The following is a 23071-nucleotide window of genomic DNA, read 5'->3' on the forward strand; positions in this document are numbered from 1 at the left end:
GAAAGGGGGTTGAAGGGTAATATATGTACCATCCCGACCTGATACGACATCCGGAAAACTGTCCGGCTTTGGTCCTGAACGCGGACTACACGCCTTTAAGCTATTATCCGCTGAGCCTCTGGCCCTGGCAAACCGCCATCAAGGCGGTTTTTTTGGATCGGGTGGACATCGTCGCCAGCTATGAGCGGCAGGTGCACAGCCCCAGCGTTCAGATGCAGATACCTTCGGTGATCGCGCTGAAGCAATATGTGAAGCCGTCGGAACATCCCGCCTTCACCCGGTTCAACCTGTTCCTGCGCGACAAGTTCGCCTGCCAATATTGCGGTTCCCCGAACGACCTGACCTTCGACCACGTCATTCCGCGCCGGGCGGGCGGGCGGACGACCTGGGAAAATGTCGCAACGGCCTGCTCGCCCTGCAATCTCAAGAAGGGCGGCCGCACGCCGAAGGAGGCGCATATGCAATTGCATGTGACGCCGATCCGCCCGACGAGCTGGCAGTTGCAGGAACATGGCAGGGCCTTTCCGCCCAACTATCTGCACGAAAGCTGGCACGACTGGCTTTATTGGGATGTGGAATTGCTGGCTTGACGACAAACCGGCAAGGCTGAGCGGCGCGCCCCTGCGAAGGAAGGGCCCGGCCCGATGGTTCGAACCGGGTTCCTGCCTGCGCAGGAACATGTCGCGTTCATTCTCATTCCATGCCCGGAAGCCAGTCCAGGTCCATATCCTTGTGACGGTTGGTATAATGGCCGATCTCTTCCAGCCGCGCCATGTCGCGCAGGGTGATCCGCCCATTGGCCCGGCTGATCAGCCCCTCCTGCTCCATCTGCCGGATCATCCGGTTCACATGGACGGAGGTGAGGCCGATGGCATCCCCGATCTCCTCCTGCGTCAGTTTCAGGTCGAAGCTGTCGGTGATGCCGTCGTCCGTCACCCGCAGGCGATCGAAAATATCCAGCAGGAAGGAAGCCACGCGCGCCTTGGCCGAGGTGCGTCCCAATGAAGCGAGCCGGTCGGTCAGCGCGACCCGCTCCGCATTGGAAAGCAGGAACAGCAACGCGGCGACGCGCGGATATTCCTCCAGCAGCCGGCGCAGAGCATGCTTGTCGAACGGACAGATGATCGAATCCGACAGCGCCACCAGCGATTCCGGCGCGCGGTTATAGATTGTGCTGGCCGATCCTATGAAATCGCCCGGGAAATAGACCCGCAGGATCTGCCGGCTTCCATCGGGCAGGATCACGAAGCTCATTACCCGTCCTTCGCGCAGGACAAACAGTTCCGTCACCGTTTCGTTGACGCGCTGGATCATCGCGCCCCGCTTCACCTTGCGGGGATTTTCCTCCAGCCTTGTAAGCGCCTTCTTCTCCGCATCGGACAGGGGCACATGCTTCGCCAACCTGTCCGCGAAACAACTTGTTGCCACCAAAAACACCTTTTTGCTTACATTGTCGTTACGATGGCAAAACGCCCCACGCGTCTTTTGGCTGCATTTCCGCAAACTGCACTAAACTCGATCAATAATGAGCGGGCGAACGCACAAATGTTTCATGGCGGCGCAGAAAGAAGCCCGCGATGGAACCGTCGTGCCGACTGCCTTGCGGAAACCGTAATTAACGTTAAGAACCCAGCCGATGGACCGCATTCACATCCGCGGCGGCAAAGCGCTGAACGGCCGCCTTCCCATTTCCGGCGCGAAGAACGCCGCGCTCACGCTGCTGCCCTGCGCGCTGCTGACGGACGAGCCGGTGACGCTGCGCAACCTGCCGCGGCTGGCGGATGTCGACAGCTTCGGCCATCTGTTGAACCAGCTCGGCGTGTCGACCATGATCGAGGGCGCCCGGCCGGAGGATTTCGGCCGCGTCATGACCCTGCGCGCTGGCCGCGTCACCTCGACCGAGGCGCCCTATGACATCGTGCGCAAGATGCGCGCATCGATCCTGGTGCTCGGCCCGCTGCTCGCCCGCGCGGGCGAGGCGCGGGTGTCGCTGCCCGGCGGTTGCGCCATCGGCAACCGCCCCATCGACCTGCACCTGAAGGCGCTGGAGGCGCTCGGCGCTATCATAGAGATCAACGCCGGCTATGTCCGCGCCAGCTTGCCCGACGGCGGCCTGCCGGGCGGCATCTACACCTTCCCGGTGGTGTCGGTCGGCGCGACCGAGAATGCGCTGATGGCGGCGGTGCTGGCCAAGGGCGTCTGCATCCTGGAAAATGCGGCGCGAGAGCCGGAGATCGTCGACCTCTGCAACCTGCTGATCGCCATGGGCGCCGACATTGAAGGCGTGGGCACCGACAAGCTGACCATTCACGGCAAGCCCCGCCTGCACGGCGCGACCTACAGCGTGATGCCCGACCGGATCGAGGCGGGCAGCTATGCCTGCGCCGCGGCGATCACCGGCGGCTCGTTGGAACTTGCCGGAGCCAGCGCCGAAGACATGCACGCCATCCTCGCCGCGCTGCGCGACGCCGGGGTTCATGTCGAGGAACTGAAGGACGGCATCAGGGTGTCGGCGGACGGCCGGCTTCGCCCGCTCACCATCTCCACCGCGCCCTTCCCGGCGTTCCCGACCGACATGCAGGCGCAGTTCATGGCGATGCTGACGCTGGCCGACGGCGCGTCGGTGCTGACCGAGACGATCTTCGAGAATCGCTACATGCACGTGCCCGAGCTGGCGCGCATGGGGGCGGACATCGGCGTCAACGGCCGCACCGCGGTGGTGCGCGGCGTTGATCGGCTGGTCGGCGCGCCTGTCATGGCGACCGATCTGCGCGCCTCGATGAGCCTCATCCTCGCGGGCCTCGCCGCGGAAGGCGAGACCCAGGTCAACCGCGTCTATCATCTCGACCGCGGCTATGAGCGGCTGGAGGAGAAGCTCTCCGCCGTCGGCGCCGACATAGAGCGCGTCAGCGATGGCTGAAGGACGCGGGCTCGAGACGGACCGCGCGGCGTTGCTGGCGCGATACGATCTCGATACCGGTGGCTTTGCCACGCTCGACCAGATCACCGCCTTCGCCGCTGCGCTGTGCGGGACGCCCATCGCTCTGGTCAGCATTGTGGAGGATGACCGCCAACGCTTCCTGGCCCGCACCGGGCTGGATGCGGAGGAAACGCCGCGCGATATGTCCTTCTGCGCCCATGCGATGCAAGGAAGCGGCATCTTCGTGGTGCCCGATACTGCGCAGAACCCCGATTTCCGCGACAATCCGCTCGTCACCGCGGCGCCCTTCATCCGTTTCTATGCCGGTGCGCCGCTGATCGATGGCGAGGGGGCTTCGCTCGGCGCGCTATGCGTCATCGACGACAGACCGCGTGAAGGTCTGACGGATGTGCAGCGCCAGGGGATTTCCCTGCTGGCCCGTCAGGTCATGGTCGAGCTGGAGGGCCGTCGCCGCGACCGCGACGTGATCGCCCGGCAGCAAAGGGATGCGCAGGCGGTGGCGGAAAGCGACCGCATGTTCCGGACCCTGGCCGACACCATGCCGCAAATGGTCTGGTCGACGCTGCCGGACGGCTATCATGACTATTATAACGCCCGCTGGTACGAATTCACCGGCGTTCCCCTGGGATCGACCGATGGCGAGGGATGGAACGGCATGTTCCATCCGGAGGATCAGGAGCGGGCCTGGGAACGCTGGCGCCATTCGCTGAAGACCGGCGAGCCCTATGAGATCGAATATCGGCTGCGCCATCACAGCGGCGATTATCGCTGGACATTGGGTCGCGCGCTGCCAATCCGGGACGAGGAGGGTGCGATCGCCCGCTGGATCGGCACCTGCACCGACATCAACGACCAGATCGCGATGGTGGAGGAGCGGGAGGTCATCGCCCATGAACTTTCCCACCGTATCAAGAACATCTTTTCGGTGATTTCCGGCCTGATCGGCCTGTCGGCGCGCCAGCATCCCGAAATTCGCGCGGCGGCCGACGACCTGCGCGACCGCATCATGGCGCTGGGACGCGCCCATGATTTCGTGCGGCCCCACGGCCCCAATTCGCAGCCGGACCAGGACGAGGGTCGGCTTTGGGGCATATTGGAACAGATTTTCGCGCCCTATCGCGACGCGCTGGGGCCGCGCATACGCTTCTCAGGCGATAATCCGGCGATAGACGACCGCTCCGCCACGCCATTGGCGCTGCTGTTCCATGAACTGGCGACCAATGCCGCCAAATATGGCGCGCTTTCCGTTCCTTCGGGCGGGGTTGCGATCCTCGTGGGGAGAGAGGGCGAGGACATCCGCATCGACTGGCGGGAAGAGGGTGGACCGCCGGCGCTTCCGGCGACGCATGAGGGCTTCGGCAGCCGGCTGATGCAGCTCAGCATCGAACGGCAACTGGGCGGGCGGATGACGCGCGACTGGCGACCCGAAGGCCTTGGCCTCAGCCTCTGGATTCCAGCGCGCTCCATGAGTCGGATGCCGGCAGGAAAGGGGTGAAGCCCGCGATCTCGGCGGCCTCCAGGTCCGGTCGGTCGGTGGCGGCGAGATGCAGCGTTTCGGCTATGCTGTGCGCCCGGAACGGCTTGGTGATGACGCCGAGCGCGGCGGTGGAAGCCGCCCCGATCTGCGCGGGATTGGCCGTCACATAGATGACCCGTATGCCATATTGGCTGGCCAGTTCGACGCCGATGCCGGGACCGGTCGGTCCGTCGCGCAGATTGAGATCGACAAGGGCGATGTCGCAATCGTCGGCCGCATCCAGCGCCGCCTGACGATCGGCCGCGATGGCGCCGACCGTAAAGCCTGCATCCTCCACGATATGCTCGATCTCCAGCGCGACGAAAATCTCGTCTTCTACGATCAGAACCTTTTTGCTCATCCCAACGTCCACGCAACCGGAGGCGTTAAATGCGCGGATCGCGGGGCGGTTCCCGCAGATGCGAAAAATTTTTTCGGGCGCTGTCGGGCTGCACGCTGGTCCAGAGCGTTTCGAAGGCCGTGCCCTGCATCAGCAGGACCGAGGCGGGATAGCCCGCGCCGCTGGCCTTCTGCGCTGTCCCGGTGGCGTTTTCCACCGCTTCCTCCCGCGTCGCGAACGGCCCGTAATAGCGGTTGTCGAGATTGATCTTCCAGACGCCCTCATGTTCCAGGACGATGTAGCGGGCATGGGGCAGGGGCACTTACAAAACCTCCGTATTATAATGGTGCCAGGCCATGATCGCCGCGGCGCCGCGATGGGGACGCCAGCGTTCGGCGAGTTCCCGCGTCAGCTTTTCGCTGGGGCGTTCGGCCAGGCCCAATATCCGTCCGATCTCGATCTGCACGGCCAGATCGCCCGCCGGCCAGACATCCGGCCGTCCTTCCGCGAACAGCAGGTAGATTTCCGCCGACCAGCGCCCGATCCCCTTGATCCGCACCAGTTGCGCAATGGCGTCCTCATCATCGTCCGGCAGGTCGTGCAGGTCGATGCCGCCGCTGACCACCAGCTCGGCCAGGCTTCTGGCATAGCCCTGCTTCTGCCGCGACAGGCCGCAGGCGCGCAGCGTATCGAAATCGCGGACGAGCAGGGCGTCCGGCGCGCAGCCCGCGCCCAGTTCCGCCTCCAGCTTGCGCCAGACCGCTGCGGCCGCGGCGACGCTCACCTGCTGGCCGACGATGGTGCGCAGCAGCGTTTCATAGCCGGGCTCGCGGAGGCGGGGCGGCGGATAGCCGACCCGACCTATCGCTGCGGCGAAACCGGGCTCCATCGCGGCGATGGCGTCCAGGCTGGCCCGCAATTCTTCTGCTGTATTTACCATGAATTGTCGTCCGGCCCTTGATTTCCCGCTGCCCGTCCGACATGAGCGGCGGGAAAAATTTAAGGGACCTGGGTACATGGCGAAACTGATTGTGGTCAACCGTTCGGGCGAAGAGCAGGCGGTCGAGGCGGAGAACGGCCTTTCCGTGATGGAAATCATCCGCGACAACGGCTTTGACGAACTGCTGGCGCTCTGCGGCGGCTGCTGCTCCTGCGCGACGTGCCACGTCTTCGTCGATCCGGCCTTTGCCGACAACCTGCCGCCGATCAGCGATGATGAGAACGACCTGCTCGACAGCTCCGACCATCGCAACGAGACCAGCCGCCTGTCCTGCCAGCTGACGTTCAGCGATTCGCTGGACGGCCTGCGCGTCACCATCGCGCCGGAAGATTGAGGTCGGCCGGCAGAAGGGAGCGACCTGCGCCTGATTGACGCAGCGCGCTCTGAGGGCTGGTTCCTGACATCGTCCTCCGCGTCACCCCCGGACTTGATCCGGGGGCGCTGCCATTCAGACCTGTGCGTTTCGGAAGAAAAGCGGCGCCCCGGGTCGCGTTGGGCGCGACTGCTGCCCTCTGCCCGCCATCAGCCGTTCGGGACGATCAGATATTTCTCCCCCGTGCGGCGGGCATTGTAGGTCAGCACGGCGTCGCGGGTCAGCGCTTCCTTGAGGGAGATGCGCGCCTTGTAATGGCTGGCAAAAGTCGTCGTCAGACCGTCGCGCACCCGCTGGCGGAGGCGTTCGGCCGTTTCCGCGTCCGTCCTTTGCAGGAAGGGGAAAAGCAGCCAGCCGCCGACGTTCCAGCCAAAGCCGAAGCTGCGCGTCAGGATGGTCGGCGACAGGTCCAGCGCACCGTAGACATAGGCCTGCTTCAGAACGTTCGAGCCATAGCGGCTATAGGGCGCGTCCTTGCTCGCGGCCTGCTCCATGGCATGGAGGATCTGGCTGACCAGATGGCCGCCGCCGATCGCGTCGAAGGCGATGGTCGCGCCCGTGGCGGCGACCGCGTCCTGAAGCTGGACGAGAAAGTCGTCCCTGGAACTGTCCAGCACATATTCCGCGCCCATATCCCTGAGGATCGCCACCTGCGCTTCATTGCGGACGATATTGACCAGCGGAATGCCGTCCTCCTGGCAGATGCGCACCAGCATCTGGCCCAGATTGGACGCGGCGGCGGTGTGGACGATCGCCTTATGCCCTTCGCGCTTCATTGTTTCGACGAAGCCAAGCGCCGTCAGCGGATTGACGAAGGCCGATGCGCCCTCCTCCGCGGTGACATCGTCGGGCAGGACCATGCAGCCGCTGGCGGCGAGCAGGCGATGTTCCGCGTACATGCCGCCGCCGATCATCGCGACCCGCTTGCCGAGCAGGGCCTGGGCTTCCGGTGCCTCGCCCGCGGCGATGACGGTGCCCGCGCCTTCATTGCCGATGGCCATGGATTGGCCGACCCGCCCCGCAAGCGCGCGGCGCGCGGGATCGGGCATGCGGGCGACGATCCGGCCTTCGGCATAATCCGCATTTGCCACATCGGCGGAAGCGAACAGCAGGCCAAGGTCGGACGGGTTGATCGGCGCGGCTTCCACCCGGACAAGCACCTGATCGCCCGTGGGAGCGGGGAGCGTTTCTTCGGCCAGTTCGACGATCAGGCGGCCGTCCTCATCCAGGGTCGAAAGCAGCTTGAGGCCGTGGGTGTCGCTCATGAAAACTCCCTTTTCAGGCTGAGGGGCGGTCGCTGTAGAATGCCGGAAACATCGCCTTGAGGGCGGCCAGCTTCGGCATGTCCCAACGCTGGATATAGGGATGGCGCGGGTTCTTCGTCAGGAAGTCCTGATGATGGCGGTCCGCATCCTGGAAGCCGGTGAAGCCTTCTATTCGGGTGACGATGGGATCACGCCAGAGGCCCGATTGACCGAGTTGGGCGAGATAGGCCCGGGCCGCCCTGTCCTGCCCTGCATTCAGGGGAAACAGCGCGCTGCGATATTGGGTGCCGTGGTCCGGGCCCTGATAGTCGAGCGTGGTCGGGTCCGCGATCACCGAGAAGAAGATGCGCAGCAACGTGCCGTAGCTGACCTGCCGGGGATCGTAGGTGACGCGAACGGCCTCGGCAAAGCCGGTATCGCCCTGGCTGACCTGCTCGTAATCGACCCTGCGGCCCCGAGGACCGCCTGCGAATCCGGAGACGGCGAGGCGGACACCCCTTACATGGGAGAAGACGCCTTCCACGCCCCAGTAGCAACCGCCCGCGAAGATGGCGGTTTCAAGCTTGCGGGCGGGGACTGCGTCAACCGCCGGGGCGGGCGCGAGGACCGGTCGTTCGGCACGCAAAGGGGAAGCGACGGCCAAGGCCGCCAGAAAAGCAAGCGCGATGCCGTCAGCGCGCCGCATTGCCAGCGGCCGGGGCGGATGCCGCCATGGCTGGACTGGTCAGCGGCGGCGCGTCGCTGTTCGGCTGAAGCACGAAGACCCCGATAGCGCCGATCGCGAACCCGCCCATGAAGCGCAGGAACAGGTCGGATTTCAAGAAGGCCAACATGGCGTTCTTCCTTTCGGTCGTCTTGGTCGCCGCAAGCGGGCGGAAATGAATGTCGCGCGGCTTAGTCCCGGATGAACGCTGCGCCAGGGCAGTTTCGACCAACGTCCGATGTGGGACGATGGATGTCGGGCAAGGCCAGTTTCGGTTCGAAACGGGATATAGACCCCCGCTCTCCATCTGCAAGACGGCGCCGGAGAAATTTTCCGTTTCCGAAATGGAGGTGATGGGGGAGGGGAAGGACAGACTTGGCGTCCGGTCCTTCCCTCCAGCTTCGCTGGTCCCGCTCCAGGCTAAGCCCGGGGGGATTGAAGAGGGCTCACTTCAAAGCGGCGCAGGCTTCCTGGATGCGGGTGCAGGCCTTGCGCAGCACCTCTTCCGAAGTCGCGTAGCTGATGCGGAAGGCCGGAGAGAGGCCAAAGGCGGCGCCGTGGACGGCGGCGACCTTCGCTTCGTCCAGGAAATAGCCGATCAGCGCTTCGTCGCTGTCGATGACCTGCCCCTTGGGCGTCGTCTTGCCGATCAGGCCGCTGGCATCGGGATAGACGTAGAAGGCGCCCTCCGGCATCGGGCAGTCCAGGCCCGGTGCGTCGTTCAGCATGGCGACGACCATGTCGCGGCGCTTCTTGAAGGCGGCGTTGCGCTCTTCCAGGAAATCCTGGTCGCCGGTCAGCGCCGCGACGGCGGCGGCCTGGCTGATCGAGCAGGGATTGCTGGTCGATTGCGACTGGAGCTTGCCCATCGCCTTGATGATCCATTCCGGGCCGCCGGCAAAGCCGATGCGCCAGCCCGTCATGGAAAAAGCCTTGGAGCAGCCGTTGACCGTCAGCGTGCGGTCGTAGAGGTCCGGGCAAACCTGCGCGATGGTGGCGAAGGGGGTGGGCGCGTACCAGACATGCTCATACATATCGTCCGTCATCACCAGCACATGGGGATGGCGCAGCAGCACTTCGCCCAGCGCCTTCAGCTCTTCGGCCGAATAGGCTGCGCCTGACGGGTTGGAAGGCGAGTTCAGCATGACCCACTTGGTCTTGGGCGTGATCGCGGCTTCCAGCTGGGCGGCGGTGATCTTGTAGCCCTGGCTTGCCGGCGCCTCGATGAAGACCGGCGTGCCGCCCGCGAAGTTCACGATGTCGGGATAGCTGACCCAATAGGGCGCCGGAATGATGACCTCGTCGCCCATGTCGACGGTCGCGACCAGCGCGTTGAACAGCGTGTGCTTTCCGCCCGAATTCACGCTGATCTGGCTGCGCTTGTAGAGGAGGCCATTGTCGCGCTTGAACTTGAATGCGACGGCTTCCTTGACGTCGGCGGTGCCGTCCACGTCGGTATAGCGGGTAAGGTTCTTGCGGATCGCCGCGATCCCCGCCTCCTTCACGAAATCGGGCGTGTCGAAGTCCGGTTCGCCGGCGGAGAGGCCAATGACGTCCACGCCTTCGGCTTTCAGGGCATTCACGCGCGCGCTCATCGCCAGGGTGGCGGAGGGCTGGATGCGACCGAGGGCTGCGGAAGTCTGGCTCATCATGACAATCTTTCTCTAGAATCCCCTAGGTCCGCGTGAAGCGGACGCGAGGCTCCTTAGTGTGCAACGAAAGAAGGGGCAACCGCCAGTTGGCTTCGGCTGGCCGTAACGGCAGATTATAGGGCCGGGAGGGAGGAATATCTGCAATTCATGCGTGCGGAAAAGGGTTGCCCGTGCCCCTAGAGTATCCGTGATGATCAAGCTGGAGATTGCGTCCAGCATCGATCGGCTTTGAGCATGGCGTTCGCGGTGACGACGAGCTTTCGCATGACGGCGGTGATGGCGATCTTGGCGGGCTTGCCGGCAGTAACGAGCTGCTGATATTTTGCCTTGAGATCGGGATTGTACCGGGCGGCGACGAGGGCCGGCATATAGAGAGCCTGCCGCACGTTGGCGCGTCCGCCGCGGATGAAGCTCTTGCCTTTCCATTGTCCGGACTGTCGAGCGACGGGGGCGAGACCGGCGAGGGATGCGGCCTGCTTGTTCTCGAGGCTGCCGAGTTCGGGCATGGTGGCGATGAGCTGGTTGGCGGTCAGCGTTCCGACGCCGGCGATGCTGGTGAGGATCTCATGCCGGCGGGCGAGCGCGGCATCGGCGGCGATCAGGTTGGCGATCTCGGTATCGAGCGCCTCGATATGCCGTTCGATCTGCTCGAGCCGCTGCCGGCACTGGCGCTTGAGGAAGGCGATGGTGAGGTTCTTCTCGCGATTCTTGAGCGCGGTGCGATCGCGCACGAGGCCGTCTCGGGCATTGATGAGCTCCGCTATCTGCGCCTGCTGTGCGCTTCGAGCGGGTCTGACCGGCGGCTGCAAGGTGGCCGCCATACGGGCCAGCAACATGGCATCGATGCGATCGGTCTTGGCCAGAATGCCAGTCGCCTGGGCGAAGCGCCGGGCGCGCTCCGGGTTGAGCTTCACGCAGGGCCAGTCGGCCAGAGCCGCCTCCAGCGCCCGATGATAGGTGCCCGTTGCCTCATAGGCGATCCGCTCGACCGGCCATTGTCGCAGCCAGGCGATCAGTGCCTTGTGGCCCTTGGCCGTGTTGGTGAACTGGCGCTCGACGCCGATGGGGTGAGCATAGCAATCGAGGCTCGCTTTGGAGATGTCGATGCCGATCGTCTGTGGTAGATTGTCGCTCATCTTTTCCGCTGTCCCATGCTTGTCATCCGGGTCCAAAACCCCGGTATCCGTTCGGGCCGACACGAAAAGAAAGGGGCGATCCTACTCTAACCCGGTCCCACAACGACCGGCGCTTTCACGATCCGTCCCCTTCCGCCCGGGCCGGGGTGGCCACCCCGGCCCGGGCAATCCAGCATGACCCAAACGGACCGCAATGTCATAAGACAAGCGCGCTGCGTTCAATCGTACGCAGGGCGCGCGCTCCAAGCTTTTGTTGTCGCATCCTTTCAAGCGCAAAGCCGGTTCCAACCTTTGCGCACGATGCTCTAGCGCACCAGCGACGCCGCCACCATGCCGCGCGCCGCATTGCCGATGAAGAAGCCGTTTTCCAGGTCGCGGGGGCGCAGATCGGCCTCCACTGCCTCCCCCATGTCGAGCAGGCTGCGGCGCAGCACGCCGGGCAGCAGGCCGCGCGACAAAGGCGGGGTCAGCAGCTTGTCGCCGCGTTCGACGAAGATGGAGGAGAAGCTGCCCTCCGTCAGGAACCCCTGTTCGTCCGTCATCACCACTTCATAAGTGCCGCCGCGCCGCAGGGCGTCACGGTAGAGCGAACGGTCGGTCGTCTTGTGCGCCAGCCGCGCATCGGCGGCGGGGGCGTTGCGGGGGACGAGCGCGACCTGCATGATCGCCTGCGGCCAGGTGCGGTGCTCGCGCACTTCGATGGCGATGGAACCCCGGCGCGACACCAGCAGGCGAAGGCGGCTGCGCTCCCGCAGGCGGAAGGTCGCGGCCTGAAGTTCATTGCGCACATTGTGGCGGTCGAAGGCGAAATCGAGCGCCTCCGCGCTGGTCTTCAACCGCTCCAGATGCAGTTCGAGCAATCTGATGCCCTCGACCGGATCGAAGGCCATGGTTTCGAGCAGATCGAACCGTCCGTCAGCCAATGCCATGGAAAACTGCAAACCCCTTATGCCGATCGATGATGGCGCGATGAATCAGGCCGGTGCGAGGAAGCGCCCCTTGGCCAGACATTCCGCCCATTCGGAAGCGACATCCGAATCCGCGACGATGCCCGATCCCAGACCCAGGCGTCCCTCCCTGCTGCCTTCTTCGACGCAAATGGTGCGGATGGCAACATTGAACGCGGCATCGCCCGACGGATCGATCCAGCCCATGGAGCCGGTATAGACGCCGCGCGGAAAGGGCTCGACCGCGTCGATGATCTCCATGGCGCGGACCTTGGGCGCGCCGGTGATCGACCCGCAGGGGAAAAGGACGCGCAGCACGTCGACGGGCGACAGGCCGGGTAACAGCCGGGCCCGGACGGTCGACACCATCTGGTGGACGGTCGGATAGGTTTCGACCTTGAACAGGTCGGGCACGGTGACGGTGCCGGCGTGGGAGACGCGCGACAGATCGTTGCGCAGCAGGTCGACGATCATCAGATTTTCCGCGCGCTGCTTGGCATCCCGCTCCAGCCATTGGGCCAGTTCCGCGTCGCTGGCGAGATCGGGATCGCGGGGGGCGGTGCCCTTCATCGGGCGCGCGGTCAACTGGCCCCGGACATGGGTGAAGAACAGCTCCGGCGAAAAGGAGAGGATCGAATGTTCCCCGGTGCGCAGCACGCCGCCATAGCCCGCCTGCTGGCGCGGACGGATGGCGGCATAGAGCGCCATGAGATCGCCGATGAAATGCGCGGCGCAGGGGAAGGTCAGATTGACCTGATAGATGTCGCCGGCGCGGATATAGTCCTGGACCTGGGCGAAGGCGGCGCGATAGGCGGCCTCGTCGATCAGCGGCTGGAGGCGATCGACCCTGGCGCCCGCCGGGTCCGGCAACAGGCCGGTCATGGCGGCGGGATCGATCAGGCGCACCCCTTCGAACAGGCCGAACCAGAGCAGCGGCGTCTTCGGCCTGTCCTGCCGATGCCGTTCCGCCAGCGGGTGAAGGCGGTCCTCCAGCGCCAGCCCGGCTTCATAGGCGATGAAGCCTGCTGCGTGCAGCCCGGCTTCTGCCGCTTCGGACAGCCGGTCGAGCGCTGGCTGCACCTCCGCCAGCCGATGGGCGGCGATGACCGATACCGGATCGCGATAGAGGCGCGCGGGGGCGGGAGCCCGGGCACGGGCGTCGTCGAACAGGACGAAGGCTTCGGTCGGTCCCGGAAGGCGCATGGCCGCCCTCTTAACAGGCTTTGCGCGGCGCGGAAGCTCTAACAGGGCGCGGGCATGTTGCACGGCGCGCGCATTGGCCATAGGGGGGAGGGCATGAACAAGGGATTGCCCCATGATGATGCGGCGCGGCCGCTGCGGCCGGCGCTGGCGCTGGCGCTCAGGGGCCGTTGTCCCGCCTGCGGCGAAGGCCGGATGTTCGCCCGCTTCCTGAAGCCCAGTCCCGCCTGCCGCCATTGCGGACAGGCCTGGGACGCATCGCGGGCGGACGATTTCCCGGCCTATATCGTCATATTGCTGCTGGGGCACCTGCTCGTGCCGCTGATGATAGAGGTGAATGCGGCGCTGGATATTCCGCTGGGGGTGCAGGCGGCGCTATGGCCGGGTCTTGCGATCCTGCTTGCGCTGGCGATGATCCAGCCCGCCAAGGCGGCGGTCATCGCCTTCCAGTGGAGCCGCCGCATGGACGGCTTCCGCTAGAGCGGGCCATGATCGGTTGAAAATCGATGCGATCCCATCAGTCCGGACGGATGATGAAGTTGCGTTCCATCGCCTCCCGCAGACTCTCGTCGATGGTGCGGCGCCCTTCCGAACCATGGGTCACGACGGTCGTGTCGGCGGTGGCGACGCATATGCCCTTCTGAAAGCCCGCCGAACTGATCGTCCAGCTCGTGCGCCCGATATGGCCGATCGCGCAGTGCACCTCGAACGGATAGGGAAAGTGGGATTCCTCGACGAAATTGAGGTTCACGTTCGCGACCAGCCAGCGCACCCCCTGTTCCTGCGGATGGCGGCCCAGATGATGGTGGAAGCGGATGCGGGCCGTTTCGAATATGCCGGAGATCGCCACATTGTTGATGTGGCCCATCGTGTCGATGTCCTGGAAGCGGGTGTCGATGCTGGTGACGAAACGATAAGCTTCCGGGCGGAGGCGCCAGGATTCGGGTTTGGCCATGTCCTGCTTGTCCTATGTCCTGTTTTCCTATGCTCTTAGCCCTTGGCGGCGGGGATGCAATCATCGGGTCGAAATTGATCGGACTGCGACCTTTATGACACAGGCGCGAAGCTTATCGTTCTGCTGAGGTAACGGATCGTTTCCGGGCGCGGCGGTGGACTTCGGCGCAGGTGCAGCATAGCTTCCGGGCCGGATTGTCGCGCATGGGGGTTTCGATGCAACGCTATAGTCGGCTGGCCATTTTCCTGCACTGGGCGATCGCCGCCCTGCTTGCCTTCCAGATCGCGGTGGGATGGGCGCTCGAGGATCTTGGCGCGCGCGGCTTCGCGCTGTTCCAGTGGCATAAGTCGATCGGCATCTCGATCCTGCTGCTGACCTTCGCCCGCATCGCCATACGCTATTGGAAGCCGCGTCCCGCGCCGGTCGAGCGCGGCTGGCAGGGCGCGCTGGCCAAGGCGGTGCATGCGGGCCTCTATCTGTTCATGCTGGGCGCGCCGCTCACCGGATGGGCCTTGGTGTCGACCGCGAAGGTGAAGGTGCCGACCTTGATCTTCGGCATCGTCCCCCTGCCTCATCTGCCCCTGCCCATGAGCGCGCATGAACTGGCCGAGGGCGGACACGCCCTGATCGCCTGGATCGGCATCGCGCTGTTCGTCCTGCACGTCGGGGGTGCGCTGCGGCATCATGTGCTGATGGGCGATGGGTTGCTGTGGCGGATGATGCCGGCGCGTTCGCCGCTGTTGCTGGCAGCCTTGCCCGCGCTGATCGCGGTGGGGTTCGTCCTTGGGCGCGCCGTCCTGCCAGCGCCCGCAGCGAAGGCGGTGGCCTTGCCGGTCCTGCCGGCGGCGGCCGAGGAGGAAGAGGAAATGCCCGCCAATGCCGCTGAGCCGGCCGACGATGCCGTCAATGCCGGCAATGCCGCGGCCCCGGCCGAAGCCGGCAATGCGGCGGTCGCGGAAGAACCGGTGGGGCCGCCGCCCGCCTGGTCGGTGCAGCCGGGCGGGACCATCGGCTTTTCCGTCGGTAACAGCGGCGAGACGATCAGCGGCCGCTTCTCCAAATGGACGGCGAAGATCGTCATGGACCCGGATCATCCGGACAGCGCGGACATCCGCGTGGAGATCGACCTGGCGAGCGCCAGCGTCGGGGACAGCTATAAGGACGGCATGCTGGCCGGGGACGAATTCTTCGGCGTGGCGGCGCACCCCAGGGCCGTCTTCACCGCGAGGGGCGCGGAGAAGACGGGGACGAACGGCTATCGCGCTTCGGGCACACTGAACCTCAAGGGGGTAAGCAAGCCGCAGAGCATCCGCTTCACCCTTTCCGGCACCGGGAAGGCGCGGAAGGTCTCAGGATCGGCCACCATCGCGCGCGCGTCCTTCGGCGTCGGCAATGGCGAGAGCAGCGCGGGACTGGACCCCAAGGTGTCGGTCAGCTTCGGGTTCAGTGCGCAGGCGGAATAAGCAGGCATGGATTTGGCGCTGCACTTCTGCCAAAGCGGCGTCATGGACAGGAGCACGGAAAAGCCAAGCGCGCGCATAGAGGATGGGGTCTTCCTGGGCTTCGTCCTCATCGTCTCGGTCGCCTTCGCGCTGGTGGTGGAGCCCTTCTTCGCCGCCATATTGTGGGGCGTGATCGCCGCCATCCTGTTCGCGCCGGTCAACCAGGGGCTGATCGGCATGATGCCCCGGCACCGGAACAGCGCGGCGGCGCTGACGCTGTTGCTGATCGTCGCGCTGGTGATCGTGCCGGCGATCATCCTGGCCATGGCGCTGGTGCAGGAAGCGACCCTCTTCTACGCCAAGGTGCAAAGCGGCGAGATCAACTTCGCGCGGATGTTCGCGCAGTTCCAGGCGAGCCTGCCTGGCTGGGCCGCGGCCTTTCTCGACCGGCTGGGCATAACCAACTTCGCCGCCGTGCGCGAAATGCTGAGCGCCGGCGTCGCGTCGAGCTTCCGCACGGTCGCGACGCAGGCGCTGCAGATCGGGCAGAGCGCGTTCAGCTTCCTGATGGCGCTGGGCGTGATGCTGTACCTTACCTTCTTCCTGTTGCGCGACGGGCCGAAGCTGGCGGCGATGGTGGACAGGGCCGCGCCGATGCGGACCGCGCATCGCCGGGCCCTGATCAATCAGTTCGTCGTCGTCACGCGTGCGACGATCAAGGGCAGCATCGTCGTCGCCATCGTCCAGGGGCTGATCGGCGGCGTGGTGTTCTGGGCGCTGGGCTTGCCGGGTGCGCTGCTCTGGGGCGTGCTGATGGGGGCGTTCTCGCTGATTCCGGCGGTCGGAACCGGGCTGATCTGGGTGCCGGTCGCCATTTATCTGTTTGTCACCGGGGCGGTGGCGAAGGGGCTGATACTCGCCTTTTGCGGCATGTTCGTGATCGGGATGGTGGACAATATCCTGCGACCGATACTGGTCGGGCGGGACACGCGGATTCCCGACTATGTGGTGCTGATCACCACGCTGGGCGGGATCGACCTGTTCGGGTTCAACGGCATCGTCATCGGGCCGGTGATCGCGGCGCTGTTCATCGCGACCTGGAACATCGTGACGAAGATGCGGACGGGGGCGGATGGGCTGGAGGGGCCTTTGACGGAATGATCAGGCGCTTCCCTTCAAGAAAGTGAAGGGCTTCGACATTTGAACGGGACAGGTGGCTCGTGAAAACGGCCCGAACGGAGCCTGGTTTCCGCGATCTATAACTCCTCCAGCGCGGCGCTGGCCTCCATCCAGCTTTCTTCCGCCGCTTCCAGTTTCCTTTCCAGGTCGGCGCGTTTCACCATCAATTCGGTCATGGTCATCTTCGCCTCCGCGCCGGTCGCGCTTTTGGGGTCGAACAGCGCCTGGTCGATGCGGCTGCGTTCGGCGGTCAGCATGGCCATCTCCTTTTCCGCCTTGCTGACGGCGTTCTTCGCCGCCTTCTGCCGTTCGCGCCATTGCGCGGCGTTGCGCTTTTCCGCCTTGCGGTCGGTCTTCGGGGCATCGCCCCCCGTACCCCCATTGCCGCCATTGCCGTCGGCCTTGCGCAGGATGATGTCGGTATAATCCTCCAGGCTGCCGTCGAAGGGCTGGGCCGTGCCATTGTCGACCAGCACCAGCCGGTCGGCGACCAGTTCGATCATGTGGCGGTCGTGGCTGACGATGACCACCGCGCCCGAATAGTCGTTCAGCGCCTGCACCAGCGCTTCGCGGCTGTCGACGTCGAGATGGTTGGTCGGTTCGTCGAGGATCAGCAGATGCGGCGCGTCGCGGGTGATGAGGGCGAGGGCCAGCCGCGCCCTTTCCCCGCCCGACATGGAGCCGACCTTCTGCGTCGCGCGCTCGCCGGAGAAGCCGAAGCGGCCCAGCTGGGCGCGGACGGCGGCGGGGGTGGCGCCCTTCATCACCCGGCTCATATGTTCGAGCGGCGTGTCGCCGACGTCCAGCTCCTCCACCTGATATTGGGTGAAATAGCCGACATTCATCCTGGCCGAGGCGTTCATCGCGCCTTCCATCGGCTTCAACTGCGCGGCGATCAGGCGGGCGAGCGTGGTCTTGCCATTGCCGTTGCGGCCGAGCAGCGCCAGCCGGTCGTCGGGGTCGATGCGCAGATTTACGCGGCGCAGGACGGGCGTGTCGTTGTAACCGACCGCCGCCATGTCCATGGTGATGAGCGGCGGGCGCAGTTCCGGCGGGCTGGGGAAGCCGAAATGCAGCGTCGGGTCCTCGATGGCCGCCGCGATGGGCTGCATCTTCGCCAATGCCTTGGCGCGGGACTGGGCCTGTTTCGCGGTGGAGGCACGGGCGGAGTTGCGGGCGACATAGTCCTGCAACTTCTCGCGTTCGGCCTGTTGTTTCGCGCGGGCGGCCTCCTGCTGCGCGAGGCGTTCGGCGCGCTGGCGTTCGAAGGCGTCGTAGCCGCCGGGATAGAGGGTGATCTTCCCGCCCTCCAGATGCAGGATATAGTCGACCACATTGTTGAGCAGGTCGCGTTCATGGCTGATGACGACCACGGTGCCGCGATAGGCCTTGAGGAAATTTTCCAGCCAGAGCGTCGCTTCGAGGTCGAGATGGTTCGACGGTTCGTCGAGCAGCAGCAGGTCGGGGTTGGAGAAAAGCAGCGAGGCGAGGGCGACGCGCATCTTCCAGCCGCCCGAATAGCTGTCGAGCGGGCGGCCCTGCATTTCCTCGTCGAAGCCGAGGCCGACGAGGATGCGGGCGGCGCGGGCCGGCGCGGTATAGGCGTCGATCGCGTTCAGCCGTTCGTAGATATGGCCGAGGCGGTCGGGGTCTTGCGTATGTTCCGCCTCCGCCATCAGTTCGGCGCGTTCCCTGTCGGCGGCGAGGACGGTGTCGAAGGGGGTGGCCGTGCCCGAGGGCGCTTCCTGCGCGATATAGCCGAGGCGCGTGTCGCGGGGCATGTCGCAACTGCCCTCGTCCGGGTCGATCTGGCCGATCATCACCTTCATCAGGGTCGATTTGCCCGCGCCGTTGCGGCCGATCAGGCCGACGCGGCTGCGCGGCGGCAGGGAAGCGCTGGCGCGGTCGAGAATAGTGCGGCCGCCGAGGCGCACGGTGATGCCGTTCAGGTTGAGCATGGAGGGGGCCTCTAGCAGAGGTGCGTGGGGTGGTGAAGGCGTTGAGGCGGAGTTTTGCAGACTGCCTCATGCCTGCGAAGTTCACGGCGTTGTGGCCGACGCATTTGCGTGGGTGCGGAGTGGTGGCGTTGATTTCGCAATAGGAGAATTTTTGCGGAATGGGTGTGCGGAGGGCGCCCGCTTAGGGCGGGTGGAATGGGTTGACGGTGGAAAGAGCCGGTGGGGTTATGGCATGGTCGGGGCCGTGTAGGACAGGGGGTTGGGCGGTGGGGGAGTCCATGTCCTTTGGGAGGCGTCAAGGGGAACGGGCAGGAGATGGGTCCCCGCCTTCGCGGGGATGACGGGAGTGAGACGGGGATGACGGGAGTGAGGTGGGGGATGACGGGAGTGAGACGGGGATGACGGGAGTGAGGTGGGGATGACGGGAGTGAGATGGGGATGACGAAATGGGGAAAGAGGTGACGGGATCGGGATGGACGCGATCCGGGGTGGGGATGATGGTTTATTGGGGGAAAGCGGGCGTGGTTTCCGCCGCATAAAGCGTGAACTGGCTGTGGAGGCCGCCATTGGATGATTGCCCCAGCCAGAGGTCGAACAGGCCCGGTTCGGCGATGATCCTGCTGCCCGCGCCGACAAATTGCAGGTCGGTGCGGGACAGGGAGAAGCGCACCGTCCTGCTCTCGCCGGGGTTGAGGGTGACGCGCTGGATGCGTTTCAACTCGCGGATCGGGCGGGTACGGCTGGCGACGCGGTCGCGGATATAAAGTTGGACGACTTCGCTGCCCTTGCGGGTGCCCTTGTTGGTGAGGCGGGCGGTGATTTCGATGGCGCGGTCCCAGCGCAGCGCCGTGTCGGACAGTTTCAACCCTTCCAGCGTGAAATCGCTGTAGCTGAGACCGTGGCCGAAGGGATAGCGCGCGCTGTTGTCGGTGGTGGCGTAGCGCGAGCGATATTCGGTGCGGTTGTCGATCACCGGGCGGCCGGTCGACTTGCGGTCGTAGAAGAAGGGTTCCTGCCCCGATTCCCAGGGGAAGCTGACCGGCAGCTTGGCGGACGGGTTCTCCTTGCCGAACAGGATGTCGGCAATGGCATGGCCGGATTCGGAGCCGAGGAACCAGGTCGCGAGGATCGCCTGCGCATTCGCCACCCCGTCATGCAGCGCCAGGGCGCGACCGTGGCGGAGAAGGACGATGACGGGCTTTCCGGTCGCGGCGACGGCATCGGCCAGCGCCTGCTGCACGACGGGGATTTCGATGGCGGTGCGGGACTGCGCCTCGCCCGACATGTCCTGCGATTCGCCCAGCGCCAGGATGACGATGTCCGCCGCCTTCGCCGTTTCCACCGCTTTGGCGACGCCCCCGTCGATGGGCGTCAATATGCCGCTGCCCGGCGCGACCAGCAATCTGGCCGGGTCCGGCATGGCGGCGCGCAGGCCGGTGGCGATGTCGATGCCCTTGCCCTTGTCGCCGTAAAAGGCCCAGGGGCCGTAGACATTCTCCCTGTCCTCGCCGAACGGGCCGATGAGCGCGATGGTCTGCGCCCGGGCGGGATCGAGCGGCAGGACGCCATCATTCTGGAGCAGCACGATGGAACGCGCCGCCGCCTCCCGCGCCAAGGCGCGATGGGCGGGGGTGGAGATGCGGGTCTTTTCCGCTTCCTCGTCCAGCGAGCGCCAGGGATTGTCGAACAGGCCGATGGCGGTCTTGACGTAAAGGATGCGCCGGACGGCGACGTCGACCGTTTCCATCGGCACCGCGCCGCTTTTCACCAGATCGGGGATGTGGCGGATGTAAAGGCCGCTCTGCATCGACATGTCGACCCCGGCCAATATGGCGAGGCGGGTGGCGTCGCGCTCATCCTCGGCATAGCCGTGGGCGATCAGTTCCTCGTCCGCCGTATAGTCGGAAAAGACGAAGCCGCGGAACTTCATCTCGCCGCGCAGCGTGTCGGTGAGCAGGTCGCGGTCGGCGGTGGCGGGCACGCCGTTGATCTCGCTGAACGCCGCCATGGTGGTGAGCGCCCCCGCCGCGAAGGCGGCGCCGAAGGGCGGGAGATGGGTTTCGCGCAGCGTTTCGTCGCTGATGTCGACGCTGCCATATTCGAGGCCCCCGGCGACGGCGCCATAGGCGGCGAAATGCTTGGGGCAGGCGAGCAGGGAATCGTCGCGGCGCAGGTCGCGCCCCTGAAAGCCGCGCACGCGGGCGGCGGCGAAGAGGCCGCCCAGAGCGACATCCTCCCCGGCTCCCTCGACCACCCGGCCCCAGCGCTGGTCGCGGGCGACGTCGACCATGGGGGCAAAGGTCAGGTGCAGGCCGGCCGCCGTCGCCTCCACCGCCATGGCGCGCGCCGTGCGTTCCGCCAGCGACGGATCGAAACTGGCGGATTCGGCTAGGGTCACGGGGAAGATCGTCTTCAGGCCGTGGATGACGTCGCCCGCGAACAGCAGCGGAATGCCGAGGCGGCTTTGCCTCAGCGCGATTTCCTGCGCGCGGCGCGCGCCCGCGACGCCGATGCCGTTGAACAGGCAGCCGACCCGGCCCTTGCGGATTTCGTCGGCAAGCTGCCTTTCATTCTGGATGCCGACCTGCGGATTGGGGGGATTATAGGGGCGGAAACTGTCGGCCAGGCAGGTCATCTGCCCTGCCTTCTCCTCTATGGTCATGCGCGCGATCAGATCGTCCACGCGCTCCACCTCCGTCGCGGCAAGGGCGCGGCGGGGCAGGGGAAGGGTCAGGAAGCCGGCAAGGGCGGCGGTCAGGACGGCGCGGCGGGTCGCGGGAGGAACTGGGGTCATCAAGGGGAGCGTAACAGATTCCGGATGAACCGCACTTATCCCGTCAATGCGCGCAGGAAAGCAAGCTGTGGAGAGATGGGATGAGCCCTGAAGCGGATCAATTCGGCCCGGCGGCGGCGCCTATGATCAGCGATGGTGGACAGGGCTGGACTATCCAATGCTTCAACCAAAATAACGAAAAAACAGCATTCTATGGAAATTAAATGTATGATTCGTGTCCCATATCGTGTACCGGATTTTTAGCGGAGCAATCAAGCCCCGTTGGCCCGAGCAGGGCGGATTACTTTCTGGGGGTATTTTGCATGTCTGACGTAAAGGGCGCTTCCAACAATGCGGTTGAAATGATGGACGGCGCCGTCTGCCACTTCATGGGCTCTGGAATGGTGGCAATCACGAGCATTGATGATGAGGGCGCATCGCAAGCAGCCGTGATGGGCGCCGATGTTATGGGCGCTGCTGTGAACGCTTATAGGGCAGGTTCGGGGGACGGGAGCGTCGGAGCTTGGTCTTACCGCTTCATGGGGGGCGACGTCATAGCCCTTGTTAACCGGGAGGTCGCGCACAGTTCCGCCGTGGTGACGGTCGGGGACCTAGAGCAGGCCCTAGCCGAAGCGGCTTGATAAATCGACTTAGAGGGCTCGGAGGAAACTTCGGGCCCTTCGGCTATCTGGAGGACAGTAGATGCAGTCGGACAATCATACGGACCCAGCGGGCCCTGAGCCCGATTGGGCCGAAAGGTTCTGTCTGGCCTGGGAAGCTGGCGTTGAGGTGCTTTGCGGGCTGGTAGGGATCGGCGTGGGCCTGATGTTGCTTAGCGGCCTCGTGGCGCTCGCTGTGGCTTTGCCTATTCCTGCTGCTATATTTTGCGGCGCGATCATAATAGTTATGTCATTGCAGCGGGGTTGCTGCCGTCAACGTGAGTAATTGAATGCCGCCGCGTCTAACTGCTACCCAAGCCCTAGCCCATGCTACCAATCAGGCGGGGTATCCAAAGGTATCAGCCTCAACTTTCATATGCCCCCATCCCGATTGCCGTACACTCGCTCTTCATCGCTGGGGTTACGTAAATGGGGTCACTGTTCAAGGGGGTGGGAACCCATATAGGGCTTTCACGGAAGGGGCGCCCACGATTGTGAGCGCGCTCTGCGAGGCTTGCTTGAAGGAAGTGATTTTCATTGACGGGCGGCTACACGTTCCGAACGAAAGTGAGGCACCCGCGCCGCCCTCCGATCTTCCTAGTGATTTAGCAGAAGATTATGAGGAAGCGCGTCGGGTACTCCCTGTGTCCCCTAGGGGCGCCGCCGCGTTACTGCGGCTGCTAGTCCAAAAACTGCTACCACTGATTGGAGCGGACGAAGACGATATTAATAAGATGATCGGCCAATTGGTCAAGAATGGCGTCATCAACCCGAAAATTCAGCAAGCGTTGGATTCGGTCCGTGTTATCGGCAATGAGGCCGTCCACCCTGGTACGATGGACCTAAAGGATGATAGCGCTACGGCCTTCTCGCTTTTCAATCTAATCAATTACATCGTGGAGAAAGCGATAACAGAGCCCAAGGAGATAGATGCAATCTACGCAGGACTTCCGGCCGGAAAGCTGGCTGGCATCATCAATCGCGACAAGTCGAAAGAACAAAAAGCCCCCGAAGCGCCATAGCGGCACCCCA

24 protein-coding genes are annotated in these 23071 nt (G+C 64.8%); 10 read left to right on the forward strand and 14 right to left on the reverse strand.

Annotated elements, in window-relative coordinates; translation table 11 throughout:
- Positions 1–23 precede the first annotated feature (23 nt).
- Positions 24–590 (forward strand): HNH endonuclease, encoded by a 567-nt coding sequence (locus tag H5V43_RS16190; protein WP_025549923.1) that lies wholly within the window; start codon positions 24–26, stop codon positions 588–590.
- Positions 591–693: 103 nt separating this feature from the next.
- On the opposite strand, the gene H5V43_RS16195 is transcribed toward H5V43_RS16190, so the two are convergent.
- Complete coding sequence (locus H5V43_RS16195; RefSeq protein WP_044661539.1) at positions 694–1431, reverse strand: Crp/Fnr family transcriptional regulator; 738 nt, start codon at positions 1429–1431, stop codon at positions 694–696.
- Between the two features lie 205 nt (positions 1432–1636).
- On the opposite strand from H5V43_RS16195, the gene murA reads away from it, so the two are divergent.
- Together murA and H5V43_RS16205 are read left to right on the forward strand one after the other, a co-directional pair.
- Positions 1637–2920, forward strand: coding sequence for a UDP-N-acetylglucosamine 1-carboxyvinyltransferase (murA, locus tag H5V43_RS16200; protein ID WP_025549922.1), 1284 nt, complete (start codon positions 1637–1639; stop codon positions 2918–2920).
- On the forward strand, positions 2913–4436 hold the full coding sequence (locus tag H5V43_RS16205; RefSeq protein WP_025549921.1) for a sensor histidine kinase: 1524 nt from the start codon (positions 2913–2915) through the stop codon (positions 4434–4436). Before murA ends, H5V43_RS16205 begins: the two co-directional genes overlap by 8 nt.
- Here the strand turns inward: H5V43_RS16205 and H5V43_RS16210 are convergent.
- From H5V43_RS16210 to H5V43_RS16220, 3 genes are read right to left on the reverse strand one after another with little or no spacing between them, the layout of a single operon-like run.
- Positions 4381–4818, reverse strand: coding sequence for a response regulator (locus H5V43_RS16210; protein WP_025549920.1), 438 nt, complete (start codon positions 4816–4818; stop codon positions 4381–4383). The genes H5V43_RS16205 and H5V43_RS16210 overlap by 56 nt on opposite strands.
- Before the next feature lie 25 nt (positions 4819–4843).
- Positions 4844–5119 carry a hypothetical protein gene (locus H5V43_RS16215; protein WP_025549919.1) on the reverse strand — a complete coding sequence of 92 codons (276 nt, stop codon included), beginning with the start codon at positions 5117–5119 and terminating at the stop codon, positions 4844–4846.
- Entirely contained in the window at positions 5120–5737 is a 618-nt protein-coding gene (locus H5V43_RS16220) for a DNA-3-methyladenine glycosylase family protein (protein ID WP_099186239.1), read from the reverse strand.
- 76 nt (positions 5738–5813) lie between these two features.
- Here H5V43_RS16220 and H5V43_RS16225 point away from each other — a divergent pair, with 76 nt between their 5' ends.
- Positions 5814–6131, forward strand: coding sequence for a 2Fe-2S iron-sulfur cluster-binding protein (locus H5V43_RS16225; RefSeq protein ID WP_025549918.1), 318 nt, complete (start codon positions 5814–5816; stop codon positions 6129–6131).
- Positions 6132–6319: 188 nt separating this feature from the next.
- Here the strand turns inward: H5V43_RS16225 and H5V43_RS16230 are convergent, their stop codons facing one another.
- The 7 genes from H5V43_RS16230 to pabB all read right to left on the reverse strand — a co-directional run bounded on the left by H5V43_RS16230 (position 6320) and on the right by pabB (position 13076).
- On the reverse strand, positions 6320–7435 hold the full coding sequence (locus H5V43_RS16230; protein WP_025549917.1) for a zinc-binding dehydrogenase: 1116 nt from the start codon (positions 7433–7435) through the stop codon (positions 6320–6322).
- 13 nt (positions 7436–7448) lie between these two features.
- Entirely contained in the window at positions 7449–8120 is a 672-nt protein-coding gene (gene msrA, locus H5V43_RS16235) for a peptide-methionine (S)-S-oxide reductase MsrA (RefSeq protein WP_025549916.1), read from the reverse strand.
- Positions 8107–8268 (reverse strand): hypothetical protein, encoded by a 162-nt coding sequence (locus H5V43_RS16240; protein ID WP_167706728.1) that lies wholly within the window; start codon positions 8266–8268, stop codon positions 8107–8109. The genes msrA and H5V43_RS16240 overlap by 14 nt, the downstream gene beginning before the upstream one ends.
- 316 nt (positions 8269–8584) lie before the next feature.
- A complete protein-coding gene (locus H5V43_RS16245; RefSeq protein ID WP_025549915.1) occupies positions 8585–9787 on the reverse strand; it encodes a pyridoxal phosphate-dependent aminotransferase in 1203 nt (400 codons plus the stop codon).
- Between the two features lie 197 nt (positions 9788–9984).
- A complete protein-coding gene (locus tag H5V43_RS16250) occupies positions 9985–10926 on the reverse strand; it encodes an IS110 family RNA-guided transposase (RefSeq protein WP_193666672.1) in 942 nt (313 codons plus the stop codon).
- A 305-nt stretch (positions 10927–11231) separates the two neighbouring features.
- Positions 11232–11855 carry an aminotransferase class IV gene (locus H5V43_RS23675; protein WP_025552028.1) on the reverse strand — a complete coding sequence of 208 codons (624 nt, stop codon included), beginning with the start codon at positions 11853–11855 and terminating at the stop codon, positions 11232–11234.
- A gap of 45 nt (positions 11856–11900) precedes the next feature.
- Positions 11901–13076, reverse strand: coding sequence for an aminodeoxychorismate synthase component I (gene pabB / locus H5V43_RS23680; RefSeq protein ID WP_025552026.1), 1176 nt, complete (start codon positions 13074–13076; stop codon positions 11901–11903).
- Positions 13077–13169: 93 nt separating this feature from the next.
- Here pabB and H5V43_RS16260 point away from each other — a divergent pair, with 93 nt between their 5' ends.
- Complete coding sequence (locus H5V43_RS16260; RefSeq protein ID WP_025552024.1) at positions 13170–13553, forward strand: DUF983 domain-containing protein; 384 nt, start codon at positions 13170–13172, stop codon at positions 13551–13553.
- 37 nt (positions 13554–13590) lie between these two features.
- Here H5V43_RS16260 and H5V43_RS16265 read toward each other — a convergent pair whose 3' ends face one another.
- The gene (locus H5V43_RS16265; RefSeq protein ID WP_025552022.1) at positions 13591–14028 is read right to left on the reverse strand and encodes an acyl-CoA thioesterase; all 438 of its coding nucleotides are present in this window, start codon (positions 14026–14028) and stop codon (positions 13591–13593) included.
- Between the two features lie 215 nt (positions 14029–14243).
- Between H5V43_RS16265 and H5V43_RS16270 the strand changes: the two genes are divergently transcribed.
- Together H5V43_RS16270 and H5V43_RS16275 are read left to right on the forward strand one after the other, a co-directional pair.
- Entirely contained in the window at positions 14244–15491 is a 1248-nt protein-coding gene (locus H5V43_RS16270) for a YceI family protein (RefSeq protein ID WP_025552020.1), read from the forward strand.
- A 42-nt stretch (positions 15492–15533) separates the two neighbouring features.
- Positions 15534–16631, forward strand: a complete 1098-nt coding sequence (locus tag H5V43_RS16275) for an AI-2E family transporter (RefSeq protein WP_025552018.1) — start codon at positions 15534–15536, stop codon at positions 16629–16631.
- A gap of 95 nt (positions 16632–16726) precedes the next feature.
- On the opposite strand, the gene H5V43_RS16280 is transcribed toward H5V43_RS16275, so the two are convergent.
- Positions 16727–18607 (reverse strand): ABC-F family ATP-binding cassette domain-containing protein, encoded by a 1881-nt coding sequence (locus H5V43_RS16280; RefSeq protein ID WP_025552016.1) that lies wholly within the window; start codon positions 18605–18607, stop codon positions 16727–16729.
- A gap of 502 nt (positions 18608–19109) precedes the next feature.
- The gene (locus H5V43_RS16285) at positions 19110–21401 is read right to left on the reverse strand and encodes a glycoside hydrolase family 3 N-terminal domain-containing protein (protein WP_025551669.1); all 2292 of its coding nucleotides are present in this window, start codon (positions 21399–21401) and stop codon (positions 19110–19112) included.
- An 80-nt stretch (positions 21402–21481) separates the two neighbouring features.
- Here H5V43_RS16285 and H5V43_RS23805 point away from each other — a divergent pair, with 80 nt between their 5' ends.
- The 3 genes from H5V43_RS23805 (at position 21482) to H5V43_RS16295 (ending at position 23061) form a co-directional block, all read left to right on the forward strand.
- Entirely contained in the window at positions 21482–21604 is a 123-nt protein-coding gene (locus tag H5V43_RS23805) for a hypothetical protein (RefSeq protein WP_274599454.1), read from the forward strand.
- Positions 21605–21703: 99 nt separating this feature from the next.
- Positions 21704–22021: a hypothetical protein gene (locus H5V43_RS16290; RefSeq protein WP_146032569.1), complete on the forward strand. Its 318-nt coding sequence runs from the start codon at positions 21704–21706 to the stop codon at positions 22019–22021.
- A gap of 545 nt (positions 22022–22566) precedes the next feature.
- Positions 22567–23061, forward strand: a complete 495-nt coding sequence (locus tag H5V43_RS16295; RefSeq protein WP_244968686.1) for a DUF4145 domain-containing protein — start codon at positions 22567–22569, stop codon at positions 23059–23061.
- The last annotated feature ends 10 nt before the right edge of the window (positions 23062–23071 follow it).

It is taken from the genome of Sphingobium fuliginis (genome assembly GCF_015074805.1).
GTDB classification, from domain to species: Bacteria; Pseudomonadota; Alphaproteobacteria; order Sphingomonadales; family Sphingomonadaceae; genus Sphingobium; species Sphingobium fuliginis.